The organism is Promicromonospora vindobonensis, assembly GCF_042685865.1.
Lineage (GTDB): Bacteria > Actinomycetota > Actinomycetes > Actinomycetales > Cellulomonadaceae > Promicromonospora > Promicromonospora vindobonensis.
In genome coordinates this window covers 1,738,781-1,761,842 of record NZ_JBHUOG010000001.1, presented here as the reverse complement: position 1 = coordinate 1,761,842, position 23,062 = coordinate 1,738,781, and the positions used below count along the sequence as shown (strand labels likewise).

The following is a 23,062-nucleotide window of genomic DNA, read 5'->3' as shown; positions in this document are numbered from 1 at the left end:
AGTGGTTGCGTCCAGTTGCCTTCGCCGTACCTCTCACCCCTTCACGGCGCCTCCGGTCAACCCGTTCACCAGATAGCGCTGCAGAGCCACGAACGCGATGACGAGCGGAACGGTGAGGATCACCGAAGCCGCCATGGTCGCGCCCCAGTCCACGTCGAACTCGGTGGCGAACTCGGTCAGGGCGACCGGTGCTGTGCGCGATTCGTCAGAGCGGGTCAGCACGGAGGCCAGGACGAACTCGTGCCATGACTGCAGGAAGGCGAACATGCCTGAGGCGGCGAGCCCCGGCCCGGCGACCGGCAGCACGGCGTAGAGGAACGCGTCGAGCCTTGAGCAGCCATCGACCATGGCCGCCTCCTCCAGCTCGTAGGGGATCGCGGCGATCTGATTGCGGATCATCCACGTGACCAGCGGAAGAGTGATGACCAGATGGGCCATCGCCACACCGACGACGGTGTCGTTGAACCCCAGCGCATTGATCATCCGGAACAGCGCGAGAAGGAGAACGGTCAGCGGGACCATCTGGCCGAGCAGGATGAACAGTGAGATCGACCGTGCACCGCGGAAGGAGATCCGTGCCAAGGCGTAGCCGGCGCTGGTTCCGAGGGTCAGCGTCATGAGCGCGACGAGGAGACCGACCACCACGCTGTTTCGTAGCGCCTGCGGCATCGATGACGTCGTGAACACGGAAACGTAGTTCTCCAGCGTCCAGTCGCTGGGCAGCAGCGTCGGCGGGATCTGGAAGATCTCTCCGGACGGCTTGAACGACGTGAAGACCATGACGGCGATCGGGGCGAGGGTCCAGACCGTGATCACGGCGAGCCCGGACCAGACGCCGATCCGCGCCGCCGTAGAGCGTGCGCCGAACCGCTGTCTCGTGGAGATTGCCGCCATCATTCGGCACCCGCCTTGATCGAACGCACGTAGACGAGCGCCAACACTGCGCTGATCAAGAGCTGTACGCAGGCGATCACTGCCACCGTGACGTCGTCGCCGTTCTGGAACGCCCGGTACAGCTCGACGGGGAGGATCGTCGATGCTCCGACCGGACCACCCGCCGTCGAGACCCAGATGATCGTGAAGGCGTTCAGCGCGAACGTGACCAGCATGAGGCTCGCGATCGCCGCGGTCGGCAGGACCGCTGGCAACGTGATGTAACGGAAGAGGCCCGGCAGACCCGCGCCGTCCAGGCGCGCGGCCTCGTACCGCTCGTCTGGCACGGCGGTCAGCGCCGCACCGAGGAGCAACATGACGAACGGTGCCGTTGACCAGATCTGGACCGCCGCAAGTGCGTACAGCACAACGGATGTGTTGCTGAGCCACTGCACCGGAGCATCGATCAGGCCGATGGTCTGCAGGGCGTGATTCAGCAGGCCGTAGTCCGCGCTGTAGTTCCACTTCCAGATCGTGGCTCCCACCACGCCAGGGATGATCCACGGCACCATGAACAGGCCCCGCCACAGGCCGGGCCAGCGCACCCACCTGCTCTGCAGCAGCAGCGCCGCGCCGAACCCGATCACCAGAGCACCGGCGACCGAGACCACCGTCCACAGGCCGGTTCGGCCGAGGATCAGGTGGAACTCCGCGGAGCCGAGCAGCGTCGACGCCACCGCTCGTCCCTCGGCCCCCGCCGCACGGCCGACCACCACCGCTATCGGCACGATCGTGAGGGCCGCCATCGCCAACAAGGTGGGAAGGACGAGGCCGTAGCCACGCCGTTCCGAGACGAGGGTGGAAGCCATGTCAGTTGCCGCCCAAGACGCTCTGTGCCTGCTCATCCAACGTAGCGGCTGCCTCGGCGGCATCGGTCTGGTTCAACGCAACGGACTGCAGCGCCGCATAGGCGTCCGGGACGATCTCGCCCCACGCAGGGTCGCTCGGGGCAGGCACGCTGTTGTCGGTGAGCTGCTTGAGGTGCGCAGCGGCGTCGGGACCGGTGAAGCGCTCGTCATCGGTGGCGCTGACGCGGGCCGGGAAGCTCTCGGTCAGCGCGGCCATGTTCTCCGGTGTGGAGAGGAACGCCACGAAGTCCTTGGCAGCTTCGGCGTTCGGTGCCTCGGTCGGAATCATGTAGGCCCATCCATCGGCGATCTGGGTGCCGGGGCTGACGGCAGTGGCCACGGGCACCCCGGCGTCCTTGAGCGGTGCGACGTCGAAGAGCCCGCCGACGTACATCGCGATCTGCTCGTTCTCGAACAGCTGCCGAACTCCGGTGTTGTCGAGCTCCAGCGAGTTCTGGCTGGCCCAGCCGTCGCGGACCGTGCCGCCTATCACCTCGAGGGCATGCGTCGAGGAGTCGAGCGTCAGCTCCGGGCTGCCGTTCGCGATCTCCGAGCCGCCGTCGACGGCGAGGCCCAGATACCGCAACGTGGCATTGCCGTCATGGCCGAGCGGCCAGGCGGTGCCCGACCGGCCGTCCGCGGTCAGCTCTTGCGCCGCCGCGACGTACTCGTCCCAGGTCGTCGGCACTTCGACGTCGGCCTCCGCCAGCATCTCCGGGTTGTAGATCATCGCGATGCAGTCCCACCGGTAGGGCACCGCATAGATGGAGCCCTCGTGGCTGACCTCGTCGAGGGCGCCCGCGATGAAGTCGTCCTCGGGCAGGTCGGCACCGTACATGCCGCTGAGGTCGGTCACCGTACCTTCTGCCGCGTATCGGTTGATCCGCGATGCGAGCTCGATGACGACGTCCGGGGTCGTCCCGGAGTCCAGTGCCGTTCCCACACGGTTGGGCAGCGTCTCGTTCGTCGTCTGGACGATCTCGATCTCTACGCCCGTCTGCTCCTCGTACTGTTCGGCGAGCTGAGTGGCCACCTCCTCATCCCAGTTCGGGACCCACCATTCGATGGCATCCGCCGAGTCATTGGACCGGGAGGTCAACCAGACGGTTGCTCCTACTACAAGCAGCACCACCACGATGGCGGCGCCGAGTACCTTCGACCGAGACATGATCGCTCCCTTGCGATTTTCGACGTCCGAACAAAACCGGTTTCGCTACCGTAGCAGACACCGATCCGTGCTGGCGTGAGATCCGTCTGCGGCGTCCCAGCCGGTGGTCTTCCCCTAGATTCGAGGAATCAGCTATGTTGTGCTGGCCCTTGCGGGGGCGCCACGCAACTGGATCAAAGGGGAGCAGCGTGCTTAATGTCGGAATCATCGGTACCGGTTTCTGGGCCACCGCCACCCATGCGCCGGTTCTCGACGAGCATCCGGAGGCCCGGCTTGTCGGGCTCTGGGGCAGGCGCCCTGAAGCCGCGGAGCGGGCGGCTCGTGAGACGGGCACCCGAGCATTCACCGACCTCGCAGAGATGCTGGCCGAGGTCGATGCCGTTGTCCTGACCGTGCCTCCGACGGCGCAGGTCGACCTGGCCGTGCGCTGTGCCGCCGCCGGTAAGCACCTGCTGCTGGAGAAGCCGCTCGCGCTGGATCCCGATGGTGCTCGGCGAGTCGCGGAAGCCGTCACCAGTGCCGATGTCGCAGCCCTGGTCTTCTTCACGTCGCGCCATCGTCCGGAACAGGCGGCCTGGATCCAGGCCGCCTCTGACCGGCCGTGGTTCACCGCGCACGCCTCCTGGACGGCAAGTCTGTTCCGTCCGGACCAGGATCGAGATCCAGCCAACTGGCGGCATGTCTTCGGGGCGCTGTGGGATGTCGGGCCGCACGCGCTGTCCGTCTCGCTCGGCGTCCTCGGGGAGGCCGGCACGGTGACCGCCGCAGCTGGCCCCGGTGACACCGTGCATCTCGCGCTGCGTCATACGTCAGGGGCCTCCAGCACCGCCACCTTGAGCCTGACTGCCCCGAAGGGCGCAGAGCAGAGCCTCTTCACCGCCTATGGAGAGTCGGGCGTGCTCAGCATGCCGACGCCGCTGTCGACGCCTCGGGAGGCGGCGTACAGCGCGATCTCCGATCTGGTCGGCATGGTTCGCACCGGCGAGCGGAAGCACGTGGCGGACGTCGCGTTCGGCGAGCGCGTCACTCTCGCGCTCCACGCCGCTGCCGAGTCGTTGCGGACCGGTACTGCCGTGAGCCTCCGCTGATACGCCGACGTGGCCGACGTGCGGGGCGTTCAGCTGAGCGGTGCCGGCCCGGTGCTTCCCCGGATCACCAGGGCGGGGTCCGGCATTGCCTGCCATCCGTTGGGTGGCTCCTGCACAGGGATGCCGAGTTCCAGCAGGAGCCGCATCGCGCACATCTCACCCAGCTGAATGACGTCCTGCCGCACCGTGGTCAGCGCCGGGGTCAGCCATCGGCTCATCGACATGTCGTCGTGCCCGACGATCGACAGGTCGTCGGGGGTGCTCAGTCCACGGCTGCTCGCAGCCTGGGACCCGGCCACCGCCATGACGTCGTTGTCGTAGATGATCGCGCTGGGGCGCTCGATCTGCTCCATCAGCTCGAGGGTGGTGCGCGCGCCGCCCTCGGCCGAGAAATCGCTGCGGGGCATCCCGACCACGGAGAGCCCGTGCTTGGCCGCGGCGGTCAGGAACGCCTCGGTGCGGTAGAGCACGTGCGAGCGGTCCTGGGGTCCGGTGACGTAGGCGATCTTGCGGTGTCCGAGCTCGGCCAGGTGTTGGACCGCATCCTCGATCCCGCCCCCGGGGTTCGCGCTACCGACCCATGGAAGTGCGGCGTGCGCCCACGGCCTGGAGACCACGACTGCGGGAAGGTTGAGCTCCCGCACGGTGTCGAAGCGTGGGTCGCCGATACGGGTCTCGGTCAGGAACACCCCGTCGACGCGCTGCGATGCGGCCAGATCGGCATAGGCGGCGCGTTCCTTCTCCTCGGTCGAGTGATGACCGATCTGGAGGAGCAGCCAGTACCCGTACTGCGCCAGTGTCCGTTCGATCCCCGACAGGAGATCGACGAAGTACGGATCTCCGCTGAGGAGGTCCGGTGCTCTGTTGATCAGGAAGCCCACCGCACCACTGCCCCCGCGCGTCAGCGCGACCGCGCGAGCGCTCGGACGCCATCCCAGTCGCGCGGCCACCTCCAGGACACGCTTTCGGGTGGCCTCGGACACCCCGTCCTGCCCGTTCACGGATTTTGACACGGACGCCTTGGACACCCCGGCGAGGGCGGCGATGTCGGAGATCGTCGGACGGCGTCCTGCAAGTTCGTCCCGGACCATGATCCCCCTGCGAAACGGTTTCGACGACCACGTTAGGTGCCCGCGAACAACGGTGACTGATCGAAGTGTACCGGTTTCGCGATGGCGTCGTCTGCGCAGTTTCCTAGCGGTGATCCCTTGGGACTACTTGCTGTCGATGCGGCCGAGTGCCGTACCGGTCTCAGCCAGTGCTGCGGTGGCCTTCGCCCATCCGGCATCCGCCGGGTCCAGCGCGCTGCGCAGGTAGGCGGTGGTCAGCCGTTGCAGGACCGCGACTCGCTCGGGGTTCTCGTCGGTGGTCTCTGCGGCCTCCCAGTTCGGGATGCCGCCCAGGGAGTGCTCGGCGCCGAACAGGGTCAGCAGTTCGGTGGCGCCAGGGCTGTGCGCGTAGGCGTCGGTGAACCAGTCCGGGCCGCGGCTGGACATCTTCGACTGGTCGTGGTCGCCGGCCACCACGAGCGTGGGCGTGGTCAGCTCGGCGAACGAGGGGTTCATGAAGGGGAAGTGCTCCTGGGCGAACGGGTGCAGCTCTTCGCCCCCGATCCCGGTCGCGGCCAGCAGCACGCCGGCCCGCACACGCCGGTCCGCGTAGTCCTGGCCGGCCTTGCCCGTGCTGTCGAGGATGCGGGCGCCGAGCAGCATCTGCACGGTCTGGGCGCCCCAGGAATGTCCGGCTGCGACGACTCGGTCACGATCGACGCGCCCGGCCAGGCCTGGTACGGCACGTTCGATCGTCTCGAGCTGGTCCATGGTCCGCACGAGGTCGGCGTGCCGTTCGGCCCAGACCTCGCCGAACCCGGGGTGGTCGAACCCGATGCCGTCGCGACGCGAGTCCAGGTGCGTCGGCTGGACGACGACGAACCCACGAGACGCCCAGAAGGCCGTCAGGGGTGCGTACCCGTCGAGCGACCACCCGTTGCCGTGCGAGAACATCAGAACCGGCAGGTCCTGCCCGGTCACAGGGGCAGAGACGCGCACGTCGAGCGGGAGCGCTCGGCCTGGCGCGTCGAGGCGCACCGGGGCGACCGAGACGACTGGGTCACCGGCACCGACGACGTCGTCGAGGGTATGGACGATCGGGGTGTCGGTCGTTGCGGGAGTACTGCTCATGGGAGATCACTCGTCCTTTGCATTCGAGGCCCCCGCCGAGCACAATCGAAACGGAGCACCGCTCCGGAACAATACGGAGCGACGCTCCGCTTTGCAAGTATCGACGAAGGCTTCCCATGACGACTCCAGGTCCTGCCGGCTCGACACCTCGCGTGAAGCGCGTCGATGCCAGGCGCAACGAACAGATCCTGCTTGACGCCGCTGCCGCTGTCTTCGTGACGGAAGGTGTGGACGCACCGGTGCGGCTGATTGCCGAACGCGCCCGAGTAGGCATGGGGACGATCTACCGGCACTTCCCCACGCGCCCTGCACTGGTGGCAGCGGTATATCGGCACCAGGTGGAAGCGCTGGCCGAAGCGGGTCCCGCACTCCTGCGCGGGTCCGGCGACCCCGGAGACGCCCTCCAGCGATGGGTGGCCGACTTCGTCGACTTCCTCGTGACCAAGCACGGGCTCGCCGGCGCACTCGGATCCGACACGGAGGGCGTGAACACCCTGCACCAGTACTTCGTCGACCGGCTCGTCCCGGTGTGCGACGCCCTGCTCGACGCCGCGCTCGAACCGGAGGCCTCCCGGCGGGTGTCCGGGTACATGCTCATGCGCGGCATCGGCAACCTCTGCATCGGCGGCGGCAACGACCCCCGCTACGACCCCGCCCGCCTGGCCGCCCTGCTCGTGACAGGGGTGCTCACCGCGGAACAGCGCGACGGCGACTCGGGCGCTGTCGCTGCGGGGGGCGACCTCAGCGCGCCGCGCGACAACAGGTGACCCGAGCGCGGATAGCGGAAGGGCGTCTCAATCCCACGATGGTCGCGCTGCACCTGACGTGGCGTTCCCTTCGAGGGGTCCTCGGCAGGGGCGGCACGAGCCAGCGACCGATCTCCCTTCCTATCTTGTTATGCAAGGAACCTGCTATCGTGTGACGCATGATACCGACATCGGACATGGTCCTGACGCAGTTCCGCAAGGGGGTCGTGGAGTACTGCGTCCTGGCTTGCCTGCGCTCGGCGCCCGCCTATGGGCTCGAGCTCGCCGAACGTCTTGGCACCAACAGCTCCTTGCTGACCAGCGAGGGCACGCTCTACCCGCTGCTGTCCCGCCTGCGTCAGCAGAGCTGGGTCACCACGACCCAGGTCGCCTCCGCGGTAGGCCCCCCACGCCGCTACTACGAGATCACCGACGAGGGGCGGGTGGCGCTGGAGACCTTCACCACCACCTGGTCCCGTTTCACGACAGACGTCCGTACGACCCTGGAGTCCTGATGACCGCAACGCCCGCCTTCCCGACCCTGGTCGAGGCCTACCTCGCCGACCTGGACCGCGCCCTGGCCGCCGCAGACCCGCGCGAACGTGCCGAGACCGTGGCGGCGGTGCGCGAGCACGCCGCCGAGTCGCTCGCACGGCACGGCACGGACGACGAGTCGGCCCGCCGCGTGCTCGACGAGCTGGGCCCCGTGGAAGCCATCGCGGCCGAGGCGACCCCTGCCCCGGCGCCCGCCGCCACGGCGGGAAAGATCCAGGCCACGGACGTGCTGCTGGCCGTGATCACCGTCATGCTCTGGCCGCTGGCCCCGGTCGCCCTCGTATGGGCGATCACGCGGCTGCACTCTGGCGTGGGCAACCGTGTCCTGCAGTGGCTCACCATCGCGGTCAGCGCCATCATCACCGTCGGTGGCCTCCTCCTTCTCCTGCTGCATGCCATGAGCCTTTATGAGTAGATCGGACCAGCGTGTTGCCGACCTGACCCGACTCGCCTACAGCGACCGGCACCATGCTCGGCCACGCTCGGCCGGCGCACCTCCAGGTGCGCCGGCCGAGGTCATGAGCGTGCCCGATCAGCGCGACGCGGCGGGTTTCGCCGTGGTGCGATGACGACGTCCGGCAGCGCCGGTGCCGGGAGGCGGCGTCCGGCATAGCCTTCGACGCTGCCGAAGCGCTCGGACGCAGCCTCCCAGTCCTGGCGGGCACGCACGATCTCGTCGTGGTCGCGGGCGATGAAGTTCCACCACATGACGATCTCCTCCTCGAACGGCGGGCCGCCCAGCAGGATGGTGCGCGCTGGGCCGTCCGAGCGGTTCGTCAGTGTCAGGGTCTCGACGCCCGACGCCACGTAGCCGAGCTCCGCCGGACGGATCGTGGTGTCGTCCAGGAGGACGTCGCCTGCGTCGACGAGCAGGCCGTGCTCGAAGCCGGGGTCGACGGAGAGGGTGACCGCGGTATGCGGTTCGACGTCGACCTGTGCACCCAGCAGCGGCGTGAACGTCCGTACCGGAGATGTCTCGCCAGCCAGCGAGCCGAGGAACACCCGGAGCTCGGCCCCGTCGATCCGCACCGGCTCCGGCGCGTGGTGCTGGAAGTCGCGCGCCGCCTCCCGATCCGCCTCGGGCAGGGCGACCCATAGCTGAACACCGTGCAGAACGGTGGTGTCGTCAGTGGAGACCTCGGAGTGGGCGATACCGCGGCCACCGGTCATGAGATTCAGCTCGCCCGGCCGGATGGGCGCATGGGTGCCGAGGCTGTCTCGGTGCTCGATGTCGCCGCTGAAGAGCCAGCTCACGGTCTGGAGGCCGGTGTGCGGGTGCGGCGGAAGGTCCATGCCGCCGATCGCAGGGACGTCGACCGGTCCGTAGTGGTCGGCGAAGCACCACGCGCCGATCAACGTCCGTGCCCGCTGCGGCAGCGTGCGCCGCACCTGGAGGGCCCGTGGTCCGCCCATCGGCACCTCCCGTGCCGGGAGCACCTGAACCCCCTTCGGGCTCTCGACCGGGACCTCGCACCACACCGCTTCCGAGGCAGCCTCAACATTGCTCATCTGGATCACTCCCACTCGTGCCGGTTCGAACTCGTGTCGACTGGTCCTTCTGTCCGGGAGACCTGTGCCAGCGCTGCAGGACAAGACAGCCGCCCTGCTCAGCTCTCATGGTGAGCGGGGATCCTGCCTGTGCTCACGGCGTGCTGGAGCGCGTCGAAGTCGGCCCGTGCGACATCGGCATAGGCAGCCGCCCACTCCGCCAGCGCGTCGACGGCGTTCTCCCCGCGTCCGAGGTAGGCGGCGATGGCGTCAGCGTTGGGTGACTGGCCGTGCGCGCGGGCGAGGAGCGAGGCGCACAGGGACCCGTACGCGGTGAACTCCCGCTCGTCGAGGGTCTGGGGCTCCACCGAGCCCTTCATGTCGCGAAACTGCCGCCAGTAGTAATCGACCCGGTGCCTGTCCTCGCTCTCGCCCGCCCAGCCGGTGATCCAGCCGAGGAACGGGTCGGAGTTGGCTTGCAGGACGCGCTGCGCGGCGACGACCCGGTGTCCCTCGGTGTGTTCCGCACCTGATTCGTCGCCCGGGATGGCGGCCGGCCGGCGTCCGTGGGTGCTCAGCACCGTCTGCTGGGCCTCTTTCGCCTGAAGGAACAGCACGTCTCCGGTGGGGCCCTCGAGCGCGAGGAGGTAGCAGCGGGTGCCCACGCTGCCGACGCCGACGACCCGCAGCGCGAAGTCCACGAAGCGGTACTGGGACAGCAGATAGGCGACGTCCTCGCGCACCGTTGCCCGGTACTGGGCGAACAGGTGGTGGATCTCGTCGAGGCTCGCGTGGTCGACGTGCTGGACCAGGGGCGGCTGGTCGATGATGCGCACCGCACCGTCCTCGCTGCGTGTGGCGAGCTTGCGAAGTGTGTGTTCGGAGGTGCGTCGACGAGCCCTCGCGGAGGCCTTCTCCACAGCGGTACGGCCGGCCTTCCCGAAGTGCGCGGCGGCCTGCGAGGTGTCCACCCGGGCGAAGTAGCGCTCGGTTGCCGCAAGCCCGCAGAACTCCCGCAGGCGGTGCTGATAGCTGCGGGCCGCCGCCCTGGAGGCGGCTCGGCAGGCCTTCTCCGACAGCCCGTTCTCCCGGCCTGCGATGTGGATGCTCGTGACCAGCCGCCGCAGGTCCCACTCCCAGGGGGCCGGCCCGCCCTCGTCGAAGTCGTTGAGGTCGAAGACGAGCTCCCGCTCTGGGGACGCGTAGAAGCCGAAGTTGGCGATGTGGGCGTCCCCGCAGGCCACCACGTCAAGTCCCGTCGTCGGCCCCGCGGCGAGATCCGAGGCCATGATTGCCGCGCTGCCGCGGTAGAAGGCGAACGGGGACTCCAGCATCCGGCCGACCCGTACGGGTACGAGGTCCTGCAGACGGGACGCGTGCTGTCGCTCCAGGATCCCGATGGGGTCCCGGTCCGGGGGAAGATGCAGCGCTGCGAGTGCCCGGCGAGGCAGCCGTCGGCGAGCCGCGGCGCCGCGAGCGGCACGTGGGGTCATAGGCATCGGGCGCTCCTTCTCCTGTGTCCGCTCTGGTGTCCGGGCACGAGGGCAGGGTCAGATGACGTCCGGGTAGCTGCCGTCCCCGAGGTCGGGGTCCGGCAGCACGCCCGACGGGTCGCGTACGGCGACCTTGCGTCCGTCGAGCCGCAGCCGGCGCAGCCCTTCGAGAGACATGCGACGGCCCAGGTCCGTGAAGGAGTGCACCCTGGTGACGTCGAGAACCACGTCGGCATCGCCGTCCGAGTCGGCCATCAGGTCCAGGAGCTCCGAGGCTGCGGTGAGCTGGACGCTGCCCCGCAGCGCGAAGGTGAGCGTGCCTCGCGACTCGCTGACGTCGACGGCATCGATCCTGCCCTGGTCGGAGGCGAACAGGTGCAGGCCCATGTCCCGGGAGAGTCGCTCGAAGACGAGACGTCCCCTCCGGCTGTTGCCGTGCGAGTCCAGGCGCGGGGAGAAGGTGCCGACACCCGCCCGGTCGGGGAGCACCCCGACGATTCCCCCGGCGACACCGCTCTTGGCAGGGATGCCCACGCGGGTGAGCCAGTCGCCCGCCGCGTCGTACATCCCTGCCGCGGCCATCACCGCCATGACGTGCCGGGCGACGCCCGGGTCCATCAGCCGTTCGCCGGTGACGGGCTGAATGCCTCCGGTAGCGAGCGTCGCGGCCATCACGGAGAGGTCCCGGACGCTGACCAGGATCGAGCACTGGCGCGTGTACCCCTCGACGATGGAGGGAACGTCCTCGTCGATGATGCCGTAGGTGCGCAGCATGTAGGCGATGGCCAGGTTGCGGTGCGCGGAGCCGAGCTCCGAGGCGCACACCCGCTCGTCGACCCGCAGGTCCCGGCCCGCGAGGCGGGAGAAGAACGTCAGGGCACGGTCGACCCGGTCGCCCTGGCTCGCCCCGGCGCCGACCAGGAGCGAGTGCGTGGTGATGGCTCCCGCGTTGATCATGGGGTTCTTGGGCCGGTGGGTATCCCCTTCGAGGGAGAGCTCGTTGAAGGCCTCGCCGGACGGCTCGACCCCGACGAACTCCAGGACGTGGTCGAGTCCGCGGTCGATGATGGCGGCCGCATAGGCGAAGGGCTTGGAGATCGACTGGATCGAGAACTCCGTGTCGGCGTCGCCGGCGGCGTAGGTGCGACCTAGCGTCGTGGTCAGCGCCATGCCGAAGCGTTCCGGATCAGCCTCGGCGAGCTCGGGGATGTAGTCGGCGTTGGCGCCGCCGGTGTCGTCCCGCAGGCTGTCGAGCACCTCGTCCAGGTAGTCGGGCACGGGAGTCTTCATGAGACGTACCCCTCTGTCGCAGGCACGGTTCAGCCAAGGGACCGGAGGTGTTCCGGACCCGCAGCGTCGGTGGCGTCGTCGAAGTCGTGGTGCGTGGAGAGCCACTTCTTGACGTAGGGGCAGACGGCCACGACGCGGTGTCCGGTCTGGATGCTGGTGCTCAGCGCGGTGCGCGTCAGGATGCTGGCGAGACCCCGACCTTCGAACTCGTCGAAGACCACCGTGTGATAGAAGATGCGCTGCCTCGCCGGCACCGCTTCGAAATCCTTGTACATGGAGAATCCGGCCTGGACGCCCTCGACGAGCACGTCGAAGCGCTTCTCGTCGGGGTTGTCGCGAACGGTGACTTCTTGCTGGTTCTGATCGCTCATGGCTGTGATCCTCTGCTCGGGAACGCACGACGTCCACTTCGCGCGGTAGGGATGGCTGAGCGCACCTGACGCGAGCTCGGGCGCGGTGCTGACGACCTGTGTGCGTCCGTGGCCGAGGTGGTGAGGCTCAGAGCTGCTCGGGCGACGACATCCGGTAGACGAACTCGCCGAGCCCTGACTGCGCGATCCCGAAGAACGCGCTGGTCAGGCCTTCCTGGGTAGCGGCCATGCTCAGGTCACCCATGCGGACCGCTTCGAATCCGGCGTCGAGACTGAGCCTGCTGACGAGATCCTTGGCGTCGTCGTCACCGGCCCACAGGTTGCTGGGCCGGACGCGGGCGTCGGCGATCCGCCCGTAGAGCGAGGCGAAGTTGGTGCTGAACGCCTTCGCCGTCGGACCGCCCGTGACCGACTTGACGTACTCCGCGTTGGAGGAGAGCCCGGCCGGAGGCCGGGCACCGCCGTAGAGGTTCGTGGCGTCAAGGACGGTCTTGCCCGCGAGCCCGACGACGGAGGACAGAGCCGCTTCCACGGCGGATCCCGGGACAGCGAGAAGCACCGCTTCCGCCGCGCCGGCGTCTCCGCCGTCGCGCCCCAGCCGTGTCACCTGGTGCCCGGCGCGTTCCCAGAGATCGGCCAGCCCGCCGCCGATGTTGCCTCGTCCGATGACGGTGATGTTCATGGTTCTCCCTTTGGCAAGCTGTGTCCGACGCCGTCGGGCATGCCGACCGCGACCGGTCCGGTCGGGCTCGACCGGACTCGACAGGGCGGGCCGGAGCCTGTCCCGTGGCGTGACCCGACGCTATGGCGGCCCACCGGCGGCCGTCCAAGACTTGTCTCGACGCTGGACGATAGGCTCTGCCTATCGATATCAGCCCCCGCCTCCTGCGCTACTTCCTGGCCGTTGCCGAAGAACTCCACTTCGGCCGTGCAGCGATGCGGCTCTACATCTCCCAGCCGTCCCTGAGCCATCAGATCCGCAAGCTCGAGGAGACCTTGGAGACCCCGCTCTTCGTCCGCTCGAGCCGTCGGGTGCAGCTCACCGCTGCGGGCCGGACGCTGGTGCACGAGGCGCCGAAGGCGTTGGCCGGGCTGGAGCAAGCCGTACAGCGCACCCGGCTGGCGGGGTCGGGGATCGCTACGACGATCCGACTGGGGTACACCCCGGTCGCGAACTTCGGCACGTTTCCCGTGCTCCTGGACGCGCTCCAGGAAGAGCACCCCGACTTCACGTTCGATGCTCGAGAGATCTTCAGCGCTGAGATCTCCGATCGGCTCTGCGCCGGCGACCTCGACATCGGTCTCGCCCTCTCACCGCAGCCCCTCGACGGGGTGGGCGGTGAGATCCTGCGCCGGGAGGCCGTCTCCGCGCTCCTGAGCACGCGCCACCGTCTCGCCGTGGCGCCGAAGATCCCGCTGGCGGACCTGCGCGACGAGACGCTCCTGCTGTTTCCCCGCCGTCTGGCCCCTGCGTACTACGACGGCATCGTCGCCGCGTGCCACGAGGCGGGCTTCTCGCCCGAGATCTGCGCGTTCGATGACCCACCGGTGAACGCCATGCTCGCCCGGCTGTCCAGCGGACGCGAGGTCGGGCTGGCCCCTGCGTCGTTCGCCGAGCACGCCGCGAGGGCCAGCACCAGCGTCGCCGCTCGCGACGTCGTCGATCCGCAGATCGCCGCAGACCTCTCGTTGCTGTGGCCAACGAACGACCTGTCGCCCGCCATCGCGAGCGTCCTGGCCACCACCCGGCGATGTGCCGAACGCCATGGATGGCTACGCGGGATCACCGTGTAGCGCTCGAGGACACCACGCGGCGTCCTGTACGAGATCGAGAACCTGAGCTCCGGCGGCCCCCGATCCGGGCTCAACCCTGGGCGGGCGGGAGCCGGACCGCCGGCGGCAGCGGCATCGGCACCGGGTGGGCCCGGAACGACTGCAGCATCAGCGCGGCGAACCGGCGTGACGCGGCCAGCCGCATCTCGGGAGTGTCCGCGCGGATGCCCTCGTTGGCCAGCAGGGCGAGGTTGATGTCCTCCAGCACGAAGTCCTCGCGCAGCGAACCGGCATCCTTCGCCTGCCGTACCAGCGTGAGCAGCGACGCGAGGGTGCGATCGCGTTGAGGGGCGAACTCGGAAGGCTCGGACATCCGGTCGGTGACGGCGCGGGCGAAGCCGCGGTCCAGTGCGTGCACCGCCATCAGCTGCTCGACGACGAGGCGCAGGCCCCGCCAGGGGTCGTCGACGGCCAGCCCGCGGCGAACGATCTCGGCGCACGAGACCATCTGGTCGGCGAGGACCGCCGCCAGCAGCGCTTCCTTGGTCCCGAAGTGCCGGTAGACGGTGGCTGCCCCGACCTCGGCGCGCCGGGCGATCTCGCGGATCGGCACATCCAGTCCGCCGATGGCGAAGGCGGCACGGGCGACGGCGAGGATGCGTTCGCGGTTGTCGCGAGCGTCCGAACGCAGCCGCGCTCTCGTTTCTTTCGTCACTGCTCTCACTTCATCTCGATCGACGGATCGCTCCGTTACGGTCCCGGGCATGAACGACACCTCGATCCACCAGACAGCGGTCCTGGCGCAGCGCGCCGGCACCGAGCGGACCATCGCCGTGCTGGGCGCCACCGGGCAGCAAGGAGGTTCCGTCACCGCAGCGTTGCTCGCCGACGGTTGGACCGTCCGTGCCGTCGTGCGTGATCCGTCCGGCGAGCGTGCCCGGTCCCTGGCCGCCGCGGGCGTCGAGATCGTGCGTGGCGACCTCGCCGACCCGCAGTCGCTGCGCGCGGCGTTCGTCGGGGTCCACGGAGTGTTCAGTGTTCAGCCGAGCTCGGGTCAGGCGGGCACCGGACTGAGCGACGAGGACGAGGTCCGCTACGGGACGACGGTGGCCGAGGCTGCCCAGCACAGCGGTGTGGCCCACCTTGTGTACAGCTCGATGATCGCCGCAGGGCCGACACCGACCGGAGTCCGCCACTTCGACGTCAAGAGCCGTATCGAGGACCGGGTCCGGAGCCTGGACACCGACAGCACCATCATCCGGCCGGCCACCTTCATGGAACTCCTGCTGACGCCAGGGATGGGTCTCGACCGGGGAGCGCTGACGTTCCTGATGCGCCCCGAGCAGGAGATGCAGTTCATCGCGGTGCGCGATATCGGCCGGGTCGTCGCCGAGGTCTTCGACGCACCCGAACGGTTCGCCGACCGCACCGTCGAGATCGCCGGTGACGCCCTGACCGGCAATGCCATCGCCCATCAGCTGGCACACGTGGCCGGGCGGCCGATCACCTACAACCGCTTGCCGCAGGCGGTGCTGGAGCAGGACGACGTCCTCGCCAGGTCGGCAGCCCTCGTCGACGACGGCAGGCTCGCGGGCAGCGCGGACCTCGCCGAGCTGCGCACGGCGTTCCCGTTCCTCCTGCGCTTCGACCGATGGCTGGCCGGCCCCGCGAAGGCTCTTCTGACGGACGCCCTCGGCCTGCCGCGCGCGAGCGGCGCCACACGCTGAGCGAGGGTCCGCCGGTCGCCCGGGCGACCGGCGGGCGGCAGTCATGGGCGGGTTCGGTCGACGGTGAGGACGATCTTGCCGTACGACCGCTGCGCGCCGGCCGCGAAGGCGTGCGGCAGGTCCTGCCACGACCGCACGGCCGTGACCGCCGGGTCGAGGCGCCCCTCGTGGATCTCGGTCGCGAGCCATGTCATGTCGGGGCCGAGTCCGGTCTCGGCCCCGAGGAAGTACGTCGTCAGGGAGCGGTCGTGCCGGTTGGCGTCGCCGAACAGGTCCCCGTACCCGAAGCGTTCTTCCTCTCCGGCTGCGTGGCCAAGGGCGACGAGCGTGCCGCCCGGCGCCAGCCGGGCGAACGCCCGCACCAGGTGGGAGCCGCCCAGCAGGTCGAGCACCCCGGACACGTCGCCGCTCAGGTCGGACGGCGACGCGATCACCTCGTGCGCGCCGAGCGCGACCAGCCGCTCCCGGGCGGCAGGGTTCCTGGTGGTGGCGACGACCTCGGCGCCGCTGCGGGCGGCGAGCTGCACGGCGAACAGCCCGACCGCGCTGGTCCCGCCCAGCACCAGCACGCGGCGGCCGAGGACGGGGCCGAGGCGGCGGAGTCCGCGCAGCGCACTGGTGGCGGCGACGGGTACGACGCTCATGGCGTTCGGGTCAGCGCCGGCGGGGGTGATCCCGACGGACTCGGCGGTCACCAGGCGACGCTGCGCCCACGCGCTGCCAGGTCCCAGCGAGGTCACCGCCTGGCCGAGGCGTGGGCCGGTTCCGTCCGCCGCCTCGGCGACGACGACCCCAGCGGCATCCCAGCCGGGGATCGTGCCGTCGGGCAGGCTCGGCAGCCCTTCGAGGTCGCCGTGGTTCGGGGCGAAGGCCTGCACCTGGATGACTGCGTCGTGCGGTCCGGGTACCGGATCGGGCACCTCGCGCAGGCTGAGGTGGCTGGGTGATGAGTGGTCGACCGTCCATGCGAGCATGGCGCTACTGTATGCCAAGTGCCACTCAGTGCCAGTTGGGTACACTGCTCACATGACGACACGGCCAGCTCCCGGCACGCTCCGCAGCCGGCGCATCGCGCGCAGTCGGCAGCACCTCGTGGAGATCGCGCTGCCGGCCTTCGCCGAGCGCGGGTACGACGCAGTGACCGTCGACTGGCTGTGCGATCAGGCGGAGGTGTCCAAGCGGAGCTTCTTCCGTTACTTCGACGGCAAGGAAGACCTCGCGCTGACCCCGCTGAACGACGTCTGGCGCACCCTGATCGCAGACCTCGACTCGGTGCTCGCTCGCAGCGGGCCGCTGCTGGAGGTCCTGGGCGACGGGCTCGTCGAGGTGGTCGAACGCATGCCACCCGGATGGGAGCGCCTCGCCGTCCTGAGTGCGCGGCTGAGCGGCAGCAACCCCGCGATCGACGCCGCGGGAATGCTGATGTGCGAACGCTTCACGGAGCAGGTGGTCGACGCGATAGCGGCGCGGCTCTCCGGCGCGTCCGGTGTGGACTTCTCGGCGCGCGTCGTGTGCGCCGTCGCGGTTACCGGCCACCGGGCCGCCGTGGACACCTGGCAGTCAGCGCCCGGCGCCGAGACGACCGCTACTCGCGCCGAGCTGTGCGCGTTGCTCCGGGCATCGCTCGCGGCCGCCCCGTCGGCGCTGGAGACCAGGCTTCCATGACGGGGCGGCCGCACGCGCGGCCCCGGGACCTGCTCGCGGCCGATCACGTGAACAACGTTCGGGCAGGCTCGCCGCAGCTGCACCTGCGTGCGCAGATGGGTGGGATCTGCTGACGCGGACGGGGTCCTGCTGGCACGATGCTCCAGGTGAGCCACACAGAGGACGCCAGCCGCGCGGCGCTCGACGTCACCCTCGCCGAGTTCAACGCGCTTCGCGCGGAGATCGTCGCACGCGTCTCGGGCCAGACGGCAAGCATCGGCATCGGTGTGACCGCGCTCGGCGCTTTCTTCAGCTTCGGAGATGCTGCGGCGACGACCTTCATTCCGGTCGCTGCGATGTGCATGAGCCTGCTGAGTGTCGCCAACTGGTACTGGATCCTGTTCCTCGGCATGTACATCCGACGCGACGTCTGGCCGAGGCTTCAGGTGCTCGGCGAGCAGACCGATTCGCCCGGGTGGGAGCGTTTCGCCATCGGGCACTCGTTCAACCCGAAGTTCGTCTCGCTCGGGACGCTCTTCGAGCTCGCGGCGACAGCGACGTTCTTCATCTTCGCCATCTGGTCGATGGTCCAGTCGCCACCGACCGGGGTGTGGATGTGGGTCGTGGACATCATCTGCGTGACCGTCATTCCCGCCGCCCCGGCCTGGCTGGGGCTGACCTTTCACCTCGAGGCGCGGAAGGAGCTCCTTCGGCCTGACGAGCTCGAGGGTCCGTCGCGCGACTCGGCACCGGCGCCGTCGGCCACGTGACGCCGCGGCGGCGGGGTGTTGCCCAGCACCGTGTCCATTCCGTTACTCTTGGGCACGCTATGACCCTGACACGTGCCGCTCGCTCGCAGCTCGCCGATCCTCGGCGAGGGTCGGCGAGCATCCTGGCGATCATGTTCGTCGTGCTCACCGTCCTGGGCGTGCAGGTCCTGTGCGGCATCCACCTGGACGCCGGCCACCACGGCCTGGACGAACCCGGCCATCGCGGCGGGCACGTGGATGCTGCGGTCGGGCACCAGGTGACCGCAGCCGCGGTAGGCACTCCGGACCAGATCACGGAGGCAGACCCCGGGCATCACGGCGGCCACCACGGTGATGGCGGGAACCACTGCTCGGAAGACCGCACGGCAACCGTTCGATACGAACGGGCGCTGTCGCCCTTCCCTGACCTGGCCGGAGCCCCGGACCTCGCCCAGCAGTGGCTCGTCCCCGACCTGACGCACGACGCCCCTCGTGTGCCGTCGGGTGTGGCCGTAGCGGCCGCGCCGTCACTGCACGCCCTCGGGATCTCCCGGACGTAGACCACCACAGCCCGTCGACACCGCCCCAACAGGGTGTCGACCCGGTTCAGCGCGCCCCGAACCGAGGTGCGCGTGTGGTTCTACTCCGATCCGAAAGGTCCCAGCTTTCATGGAGCCCAGCTTCAACCTGACCCCGACCGTGCGCGGTCGCGGTCGCCATCGGGCGGCACACCGCCCCGTCCTTGCCGGCGTCGCCCGCGCCGCAACCGAGCAGGCCACTGCTTTCGCGGGTCGCACCGCGGTGGTCGCGGCGGCCGGTTCCGGCGTGCTGCTGTCGCTCGTCGCCGCACCGGCCCACGCAGCACCGGCGACGTCGTCGGTCGATGCCTCGCTGGCCGGCAGCCCTGTCAACGGCATGCTCGACGCGACCAAGCTCAACGCCCTCACCGACCAGGCCCGCCAGGCGGTCGCAGCGGCCCCCGTGGTCACCGTCGCGCCTGACGCCGAGCTGAAGGTCGAGACGGCTGCCGTCTCGGTCGTCTCGGCAGAGGAGAACGAGGAGTACCAGGCGGAGCTCGCCGCGGAGGCCGAGGCAGAGGCTGCCGCGGAGGCTGCTGCTGCCGCCGAGGCCGCAGCCGTGGAGATCCCTGCCTCGGCAGCAGGTTCGGCCGTCGTGTCGATCGGGATGCGGTACCTGGGGGTGCCGTACCTGTGGGGTGGGTCGACCCCGTCGGGGTTCGACTGCTCGGGGTTCACCTCGTACGTGTTCGCGCAGGTCGGGATCGACCTGCCCCGCACCTCTTCGGAGCAGCGGTACGCGGGAACCGAGGTGCCCTGGTCCCAGGCCCAGGCCGGTGACCTGCTCTGGTCGCCCGGCCACATCTCGATCTACGCCGGTGACGGCATGCAGATCGAGGCACCTGTCCCGGGCCAGTCCGTCCGGTACACCGAGGTCTGGCAGTCCAACCCGGTCGTCCTGCGGGTCGGCTGACCTTCAGGTGTGAGGGGCGGGCCGGTGCCCGCCCCTCACGTCCGACAGAAAGGGCTGGCCGTGGCTCGACCAAGATCCGTTGTCATGACCGTGGCGGTCGTACTCGCCATCGGACTCGTGGTGGCCGCGCTCATGATTCCGAGGCTGGCCGCCGAGACCTTGCTCCACGACGACGGCGATCGCGTCGGCGACGGGGAGACGCTCTCGCTGCGCCTCGCTGCCGTCGGCGGGTGATCGCCGCACGAAGGGGCGCGGGTCCCAGGACCCGCGCCCCTTCGTTCGGTCTTCGTCGCTCAGCCGGCGACCAGCTCGGGCTCGGGCTTCGTCGCGCCCTGAGCGCGGAGCGTCACGACTCCGACGACCCCGCCGACCGCTGCGACGACTGCCGCACCGATGAACGCGGCCGAGTAGCCGCCGGTCAGCGAGCCCGGGTCGACGGCGCCGGCCGCCACGGTCGAGCTCAGCACGGTCAGCGCGGCAAGGCCGACCGCCGAACCGATCTGGTAGCTGGTGTTGACCAGCCCGGAGGCGACCCCGGTCTCCTCGGGACGCGCGGCGCCGATGGCGGTGCCGAGCGACGGCACGAACGCCAGCGCCATACCGAAGGCCGCGACCAGCGAGGCCGGCAGCACATCGGCGGCGTAGGTGCCGTCCGGGCGGGCGAACGCCAGCCACACAAGACCGGCCGCAAGGAACCCGAACCCGGCGACGATCATCGAGCGGGCGCCGAACCGTGCGAGCAGCCGGGGTGCGACGAGCGTCATGCCGAGCACGATCAGAACGGTCATCGGTAGCAGGGCCGCTCCCGCCGCGAACGCGCCGGCGCCGAGCACCTGCTGCAGATAGAGGTTCAGGAAGAACCACATCGGCACCCAGGCCGCGCCGAGGAGGAGCTGGGCGAGGTTGGCCGCGCCGAGCTGCGGGGTGCGGAAGATCCCGAGCCGCAGCAGCGGCTGCCGCGAGCGGGCCTGGATGATGAAGAACGCGACGAGCAGGACGATGCCGCCGCCGATCGCGACGAGCGTCTCGGCCGCTCCCCAACCCGCCTCGGGAGCACGGACGACGCCGTAGACGAGGGCTGCCAGCCCGACGGTTCCCGTGACCGCTCCGCCGACGTCGACGGAGCCGCGCCGGCCCGTGATGCTCGGCAGCGCGGCCGGAGTGAGGGCGACGACGAGCGCCGCGATCGGGACGGTGACGTAGAAGACCCACGGCCAGCTGGCGTACTCGGTGAGCACTCCACCGAGGAAGACGCCGGCGGTGCCGCCGATCGGGGCTGCCGCACCGTAGACGGCGAACGCGCGTGGCAGCTCGTTCGTGCCGCCGAAGAGTGCCATCAGGAGGCTGAGGGCTGCCGGCGCGATGAGCGCTGCGCCGGCGCCCTGGACGGCACGTCCCGTGATCTCGAGGCCGACGCTGCCGGCGGCCCCTGCGAGCACGGATCCCAGGGCGATGACGATCCACCCGCCGATGAACACCCTCCGGGCGCCGAGGAGGTCGGCGAGCCGGCCCCCGAGGAGCAGGAGGCCGCCGAAGGCGACGACGTAGGCGTTGAACACCCAGGACAGCGACTCGGGCGTGAACCCGAGCGCTGCCTGCATGTCCGGGAGCGCGACGCCGATGATCGACGTGTCCATGATGACGACGAACTGGGCCGCGGCGATGAGCGCGAGCCCGAGCCACCGGCGTCCTGCCGGGGCTGTGGTTGATGCGGACATGATCCGGTTCTCCTTTGTGACTGGATACCCTGCCGGGGTATGTGTATACCCCCTAGGGGTACCTGGTCAACAGGGATGGTGGCGCGCCGTGATAATTTCGGGGTCCGCCGTGCAGCGCCGCGTACCGAGGAGGTGAGACCGATCGACACACAGACAGGTCGGAGCTCCCTCCTTCGCATGGCCTAGGGAGCGCCCGCAGAAGGCTCTCGAAAGGCTCGACCGCTATGCGCTTCAGCTCCCCGACGTCGTCCGACGGCGTCCGCGAACAGATCTTCCAGCTCGGTGAGATCCCCGGCGTGCTCTGGACGCCCCAGGATGCGACCGGCCCACGTCCACTGATCGTGCTGGGGCACGGTGGTGGCCAGCACAAGAAAGCGCCCGGTGTCGTGTCCCGGGCGCACCACTTCGTCACCGAGCTCGGCTTCGCCGCCGTCGCCGTCGACGTGCCCAACCACGGCGACCGGACCGACGAGCAGTACGACCGCGTCGTCGCAGAGAACCAGGCCCGCGTGGCGGCGGGCGAGGACCTGTCGTCAGTGATCGCAGGCTTCCAGGAGCTGGCCGCACGCCAGACCGTGCCCGAGTGGCGCGCGGTCCTCGACGTCGTCCAGGAGCTCGACCACGTCGGCACCGGCCCCGTTGGCTACTGGGGCATCTCCTTGGGCTGCGGGCTCGGGGTGCCGTTCGTCGCGGCGGAACCACGGGTCACGGCAGCCGTGCTCGGCCTCGGCGGCGCCTTCGGCGCTGCGGCCGACCTCGCGCGGGCGATCACCGTGCCGGTGGAGTTCCTCGTGCAGTGGGATGACGAGCGCGTACCGCGGGACCGGTCGCTGGCGCTGTTCGACGCGCTGGGATCCCCGGAGAAGACCCTGCACGCCAACCCCGGCAAGCACGGGGACCGGCTGCCGCTCCACGAGCTGGACAGCACCACCCGGTTCTTCGCCCGCCATCTGGGCCAGCTCGGCTGAGCGCGCCAGGATGTGCCGAGGGCGGATTCGTCGGTGACACGCTGCTCACCTGAGAGCAGGTAGGGGCCCGCGCCCGACAGGCGCCACCTTCGTCCGGCCGCGCGGGCGCAGCGGTCAGGCGATCCCGGTCAGGTCGAGCAGCTGTGCGTGCAGGTCCAGCAGGTTGGTCGCCCGCAGGTCGAACGAGTCGCCGGGGCCGGGCGGATCGCCGTCGGCGCGGGGCACGTATGCCGTGCGCATCCCCGCGGCGGCGGCCGCCCGCAGGTCCCACGCGTGTGCGGCGACCATGAACGGCACGCCCGAGTCGGCGGGGGTGCTGGCCACCGCCACCTCGTACACCTCAGGACCGGGCTTGTAGCTACGCGCGTCCTCGGCCGACAGCACCTGGTGCCACCGCAACCCGGCGTGGGCACTGAGCCCCGCAAGAACCCGGCGGCTCGCGTTCGACAGGCCGAGCACCGTCACGTCGGCTGCGAGCAGGTCCAGCCCTGCCACGGTGTCCGGCCAGGGCTGCAGCCACTCCGACGCGTCGGCGAGCTGATCGGCGGCGTCGGTGGACAGGAGGCGCTCGCGGACCAGCAGGCGCAGGGCCTCCAGGTCCAGCTCGTGGCTGGGCGCGAACGCCCGACGCCCCTCGACGATCGCGCGCTCCTGCTCGGCGACGTGCCCCAGCCATCGGCGGGCCACCTCCGCTGCCGCGCGGTCGTCGAGCCCTGTCAGCGCTGCCGCACGCCGTTCCAGGCTCCCGGTCTGGTCGACCAGGGTGCCGAGAACGTCGAAGACAACGGTCGGCCGGACTGTCCCCTCGGTCGCAGGCTCCATGTCTCCACCG

General features: G+C 69.8%; 26 protein-coding genes. 12 read left to right on the top strand and 14 right to left on the bottom strand.

Going from position 1 to position 23,062, the window contains the following annotated elements; genetic code table 11:
• Positions 1-33 precede the first annotated feature (33 nt).
• The 3 genes from ACFS27_RS07955 to ACFS27_RS07945 are packed head-to-tail and all read right to left on the bottom strand — an operon-like array spanning position 34 to position 2,949.
• Positions 34-894, bottom strand: coding sequence for a carbohydrate ABC transporter permease (locus ACFS27_RS07955; RefSeq protein WP_377181710.1), 861 nt, complete (start codon positions 892-894; stop codon positions 34-36).
• Positions 894-1,742 carry a carbohydrate ABC transporter permease gene (locus tag ACFS27_RS07950; protein ID WP_377181708.1) on the bottom strand — a complete coding sequence of 283 codons (849 nt, stop codon included), beginning with the start codon at positions 1,740-1,742 and terminating at the stop codon, positions 894-896. The genes ACFS27_RS07955 and ACFS27_RS07950 overlap by 1 nt, the downstream gene beginning before the upstream one ends.
• A gap of 1 nt (position 1,743) precedes the next feature.
• Complete coding sequence (locus tag ACFS27_RS07945; RefSeq protein WP_377181706.1) at positions 1,744-2,949, bottom strand: ABC transporter substrate-binding protein; 1,206 nt, start codon at positions 2,947-2,949, stop codon at positions 1,744-1,746.
• A gap of 134 nt (positions 2,950-3,083) precedes the next feature.
• On the opposite strand from ACFS27_RS07945, the gene ACFS27_RS07940 reads away from it, so the two are divergent.
• Entirely contained in the window at positions 3,084-4,037 is a 954-nt protein-coding gene (locus ACFS27_RS07940; protein WP_377181704.1) for a Gfo/Idh/MocA family protein, read from the top strand.
• Between the two features lie 29 nt (positions 4,038-4,066).
• Here ACFS27_RS07940 and ACFS27_RS07935 read toward each other — a convergent pair whose 3' ends face one another.
• The gene (locus ACFS27_RS07935; protein WP_377181702.1) at positions 4,067-5,128 is read right to left on the bottom strand and encodes a LacI family DNA-binding transcriptional regulator; all 1,062 of its coding nucleotides are present in this window, start codon (positions 5,126-5,128) and stop codon (positions 4,067-4,069) included.
• A gap of 123 nt (positions 5,129-5,251) precedes the next feature.
• Positions 5,252-6,217 (bottom strand): alpha/beta hydrolase family protein, encoded by a 966-nt coding sequence (locus ACFS27_RS07930; RefSeq protein ID WP_377181700.1) that lies wholly within the window; start codon positions 6,215-6,217, stop codon positions 5,252-5,254.
• Positions 6,218-6,333: 116 nt separating this feature from the next.
• Between ACFS27_RS07930 and ACFS27_RS07925 the strand changes: the two genes are divergently transcribed.
• The 3 genes from ACFS27_RS07925 (at position 6,334) to ACFS27_RS07915 (ending at position 7,933) form a co-directional block, all read left to right on the top strand.
• Positions 6,334-6,984, top strand: a complete 651-nt coding sequence (locus ACFS27_RS07925; protein WP_377181698.1) for a TetR/AcrR family transcriptional regulator — start codon at positions 6,334-6,336, stop codon at positions 6,982-6,984.
• A 158-nt stretch (positions 6,985-7,142) separates the two neighbouring features.
• Complete coding sequence (locus ACFS27_RS07920) at positions 7,143-7,478, top strand: PadR family transcriptional regulator (protein WP_377181696.1); 336 nt, start codon at positions 7,143-7,145, stop codon at positions 7,476-7,478.
• Complete coding sequence (locus tag ACFS27_RS07915) at positions 7,478-7,933, top strand: HAAS signaling domain-containing protein (RefSeq protein ID WP_377181694.1); 456 nt, start codon at positions 7,478-7,480, stop codon at positions 7,931-7,933. Before ACFS27_RS07920 ends, ACFS27_RS07915 begins: the two co-directional genes overlap by 1 nt.
• 101 nt (positions 7,934-8,034) lie before the next feature.
• On the opposite strand, the gene ACFS27_RS07910 is transcribed toward ACFS27_RS07915, so the two are convergent.
• The 5 genes from ACFS27_RS07910 to ACFS27_RS07890 all read right to left on the bottom strand — a co-directional run bounded on the left by ACFS27_RS07910 (position 8,035) and on the right by ACFS27_RS07890 (position 12,842).
• Positions 8,035-9,027, bottom strand: coding sequence for a pirin family protein (locus ACFS27_RS07910; RefSeq protein ID WP_377181692.1), 993 nt, complete (start codon positions 9,025-9,027; stop codon positions 8,035-8,037).
• A gap of 98 nt (positions 9,028-9,125) precedes the next feature.
• On the bottom strand, positions 9,126-10,505 hold the full coding sequence (locus tag ACFS27_RS07905) for a DUF2252 domain-containing protein (protein ID WP_377181690.1): 1,380 nt from the start codon (positions 10,503-10,505) through the stop codon (positions 9,126-9,128).
• A 51-nt stretch (positions 10,506-10,556) separates the two neighbouring features.
• Complete coding sequence (locus ACFS27_RS07900) at positions 10,557-11,789, bottom strand: glutaminase (protein WP_377181688.1); 1,233 nt, start codon at positions 11,787-11,789, stop codon at positions 10,557-10,559.
• Between the two features lie 29 nt (positions 11,790-11,818).
• Positions 11,819-12,160 carry a GNAT family N-acetyltransferase gene (locus ACFS27_RS07895; protein ID WP_377181686.1) on the bottom strand — a complete coding sequence of 114 codons (342 nt, stop codon included), beginning with the start codon at positions 12,158-12,160 and terminating at the stop codon, positions 11,819-11,821.
• Positions 12,161-12,287: 127 nt separating this feature from the next.
• Positions 12,288-12,842, bottom strand: a complete 555-nt coding sequence (locus tag ACFS27_RS07890; RefSeq protein ID WP_377181684.1) for an NADPH-dependent F420 reductase — start codon at positions 12,840-12,842, stop codon at positions 12,288-12,290.
• 176 nt (positions 12,843-13,018) lie between these two features.
• Between ACFS27_RS07890 and ACFS27_RS07885 the strand changes: the two genes are divergently transcribed.
• Positions 13,019-13,954 carry a LysR substrate-binding domain-containing protein gene (locus ACFS27_RS07885; protein WP_377183646.1) on the top strand — a complete coding sequence of 312 codons (936 nt, stop codon included), beginning with the start codon at positions 13,019-13,021 and terminating at the stop codon, positions 13,952-13,954.
• Between the two features lie 70 nt (positions 13,955-14,024).
• Here ACFS27_RS07885 and ACFS27_RS07880 read toward each other — a convergent pair whose 3' ends face one another.
• Positions 14,025-14,648 (bottom strand): TetR/AcrR family transcriptional regulator, encoded by a 624-nt coding sequence (locus ACFS27_RS07880; protein WP_377181682.1) that lies wholly within the window; start codon positions 14,646-14,648, stop codon positions 14,025-14,027.
• Positions 14,649-14,697: 49 nt separating this feature from the next.
• Between ACFS27_RS07880 and ACFS27_RS07875 the strand changes: the two genes are divergently transcribed.
• Positions 14,698-15,660, top strand: coding sequence for an NmrA/HSCARG family protein (locus ACFS27_RS07875; RefSeq protein WP_377181680.1), 963 nt, complete (start codon positions 14,698-14,700; stop codon positions 15,658-15,660).
• Positions 15,661-15,701: 41 nt separating this feature from the next.
• Here ACFS27_RS07875 and ACFS27_RS07870 read toward each other — a convergent pair whose 3' ends face one another.
• Positions 15,702-16,634 (bottom strand): zinc-binding dehydrogenase, encoded by a 933-nt coding sequence (locus ACFS27_RS07870; protein ID WP_377181678.1) that lies wholly within the window; start codon positions 16,632-16,634, stop codon positions 15,702-15,704.
• A gap of 52 nt (positions 16,635-16,686) precedes the next feature.
• Here ACFS27_RS07870 and ACFS27_RS07865 point away from each other — a divergent pair, with 52 nt between their 5' ends.
• The 5 genes from ACFS27_RS07865 to ACFS27_RS07845 all read left to right on the top strand — a co-directional run bounded on the left by ACFS27_RS07865 (position 16,687) and on the right by ACFS27_RS07845 (position 19,778).
• The gene (locus ACFS27_RS07865) at positions 16,687-17,325 is read left to right on the top strand and encodes a TetR/AcrR family transcriptional regulator (protein WP_377181676.1); all 639 of its coding nucleotides are present in this window, start codon (positions 16,687-16,689) and stop codon (positions 17,323-17,325) included.
• A 146-nt stretch (positions 17,326-17,471) separates the two neighbouring features.
• Positions 17,472-18,074, top strand: coding sequence for a hypothetical protein (locus tag ACFS27_RS07860; RefSeq protein ID WP_377181674.1), 603 nt, complete (start codon positions 17,472-17,474; stop codon positions 18,072-18,074).
• A 59-nt stretch (positions 18,075-18,133) separates the two neighbouring features.
• Positions 18,134-18,613 carry a hypothetical protein gene (locus ACFS27_RS07855; RefSeq protein ID WP_377181672.1) on the top strand — a complete coding sequence of 160 codons (480 nt, stop codon included), beginning with the start codon at positions 18,134-18,136 and terminating at the stop codon, positions 18,611-18,613.
• Positions 18,614-18,722: 109 nt separating this feature from the next.
• A complete protein-coding gene (locus ACFS27_RS07850; RefSeq protein WP_377181670.1) occupies positions 18,723-19,544 on the top strand; it encodes a C40 family peptidase in 822 nt (273 codons plus the stop codon).
• An 84-nt stretch (positions 19,545-19,628) separates the two neighbouring features.
• A complete protein-coding gene (locus ACFS27_RS07845; RefSeq protein WP_377181668.1) occupies positions 19,629-19,778 on the top strand; it encodes a hypothetical protein in 150 nt (49 codons plus the stop codon).
• A gap of 59 nt (positions 19,779-19,837) precedes the next feature.
• Here ACFS27_RS07845 and ACFS27_RS07840 read toward each other — a convergent pair whose 3' ends face one another.
• The gene (locus tag ACFS27_RS07840) at positions 19,838-21,262 is read right to left on the bottom strand and encodes an MFS transporter (RefSeq protein ID WP_377181666.1); all 1,425 of its coding nucleotides are present in this window, start codon (positions 21,260-21,262) and stop codon (positions 19,838-19,840) included.
• A 224-nt stretch (positions 21,263-21,486) separates the two neighbouring features.
• On the opposite strand from ACFS27_RS07840, the gene ACFS27_RS07835 reads away from it, so the two are divergent.
• On the top strand, positions 21,487-22,230 hold the full coding sequence (locus ACFS27_RS07835) for a dienelactone hydrolase family protein (protein WP_377181664.1): 744 nt from the start codon (positions 21,487-21,489) through the stop codon (positions 22,228-22,230).
• Positions 22,231-22,344: 114 nt separating this feature from the next.
• Here the strand turns inward: ACFS27_RS07835 and ACFS27_RS07830 are convergent, their stop codons facing one another.
• The gene (locus ACFS27_RS07830; RefSeq protein WP_377181662.1) at positions 22,345-23,052 is read right to left on the bottom strand and encodes a haloacid dehalogenase type II; all 708 of its coding nucleotides are present in this window, start codon (positions 23,050-23,052) and stop codon (positions 22,345-22,347) included.
• Positions 23,053-23,062: the final 10 nt, after the last annotated feature.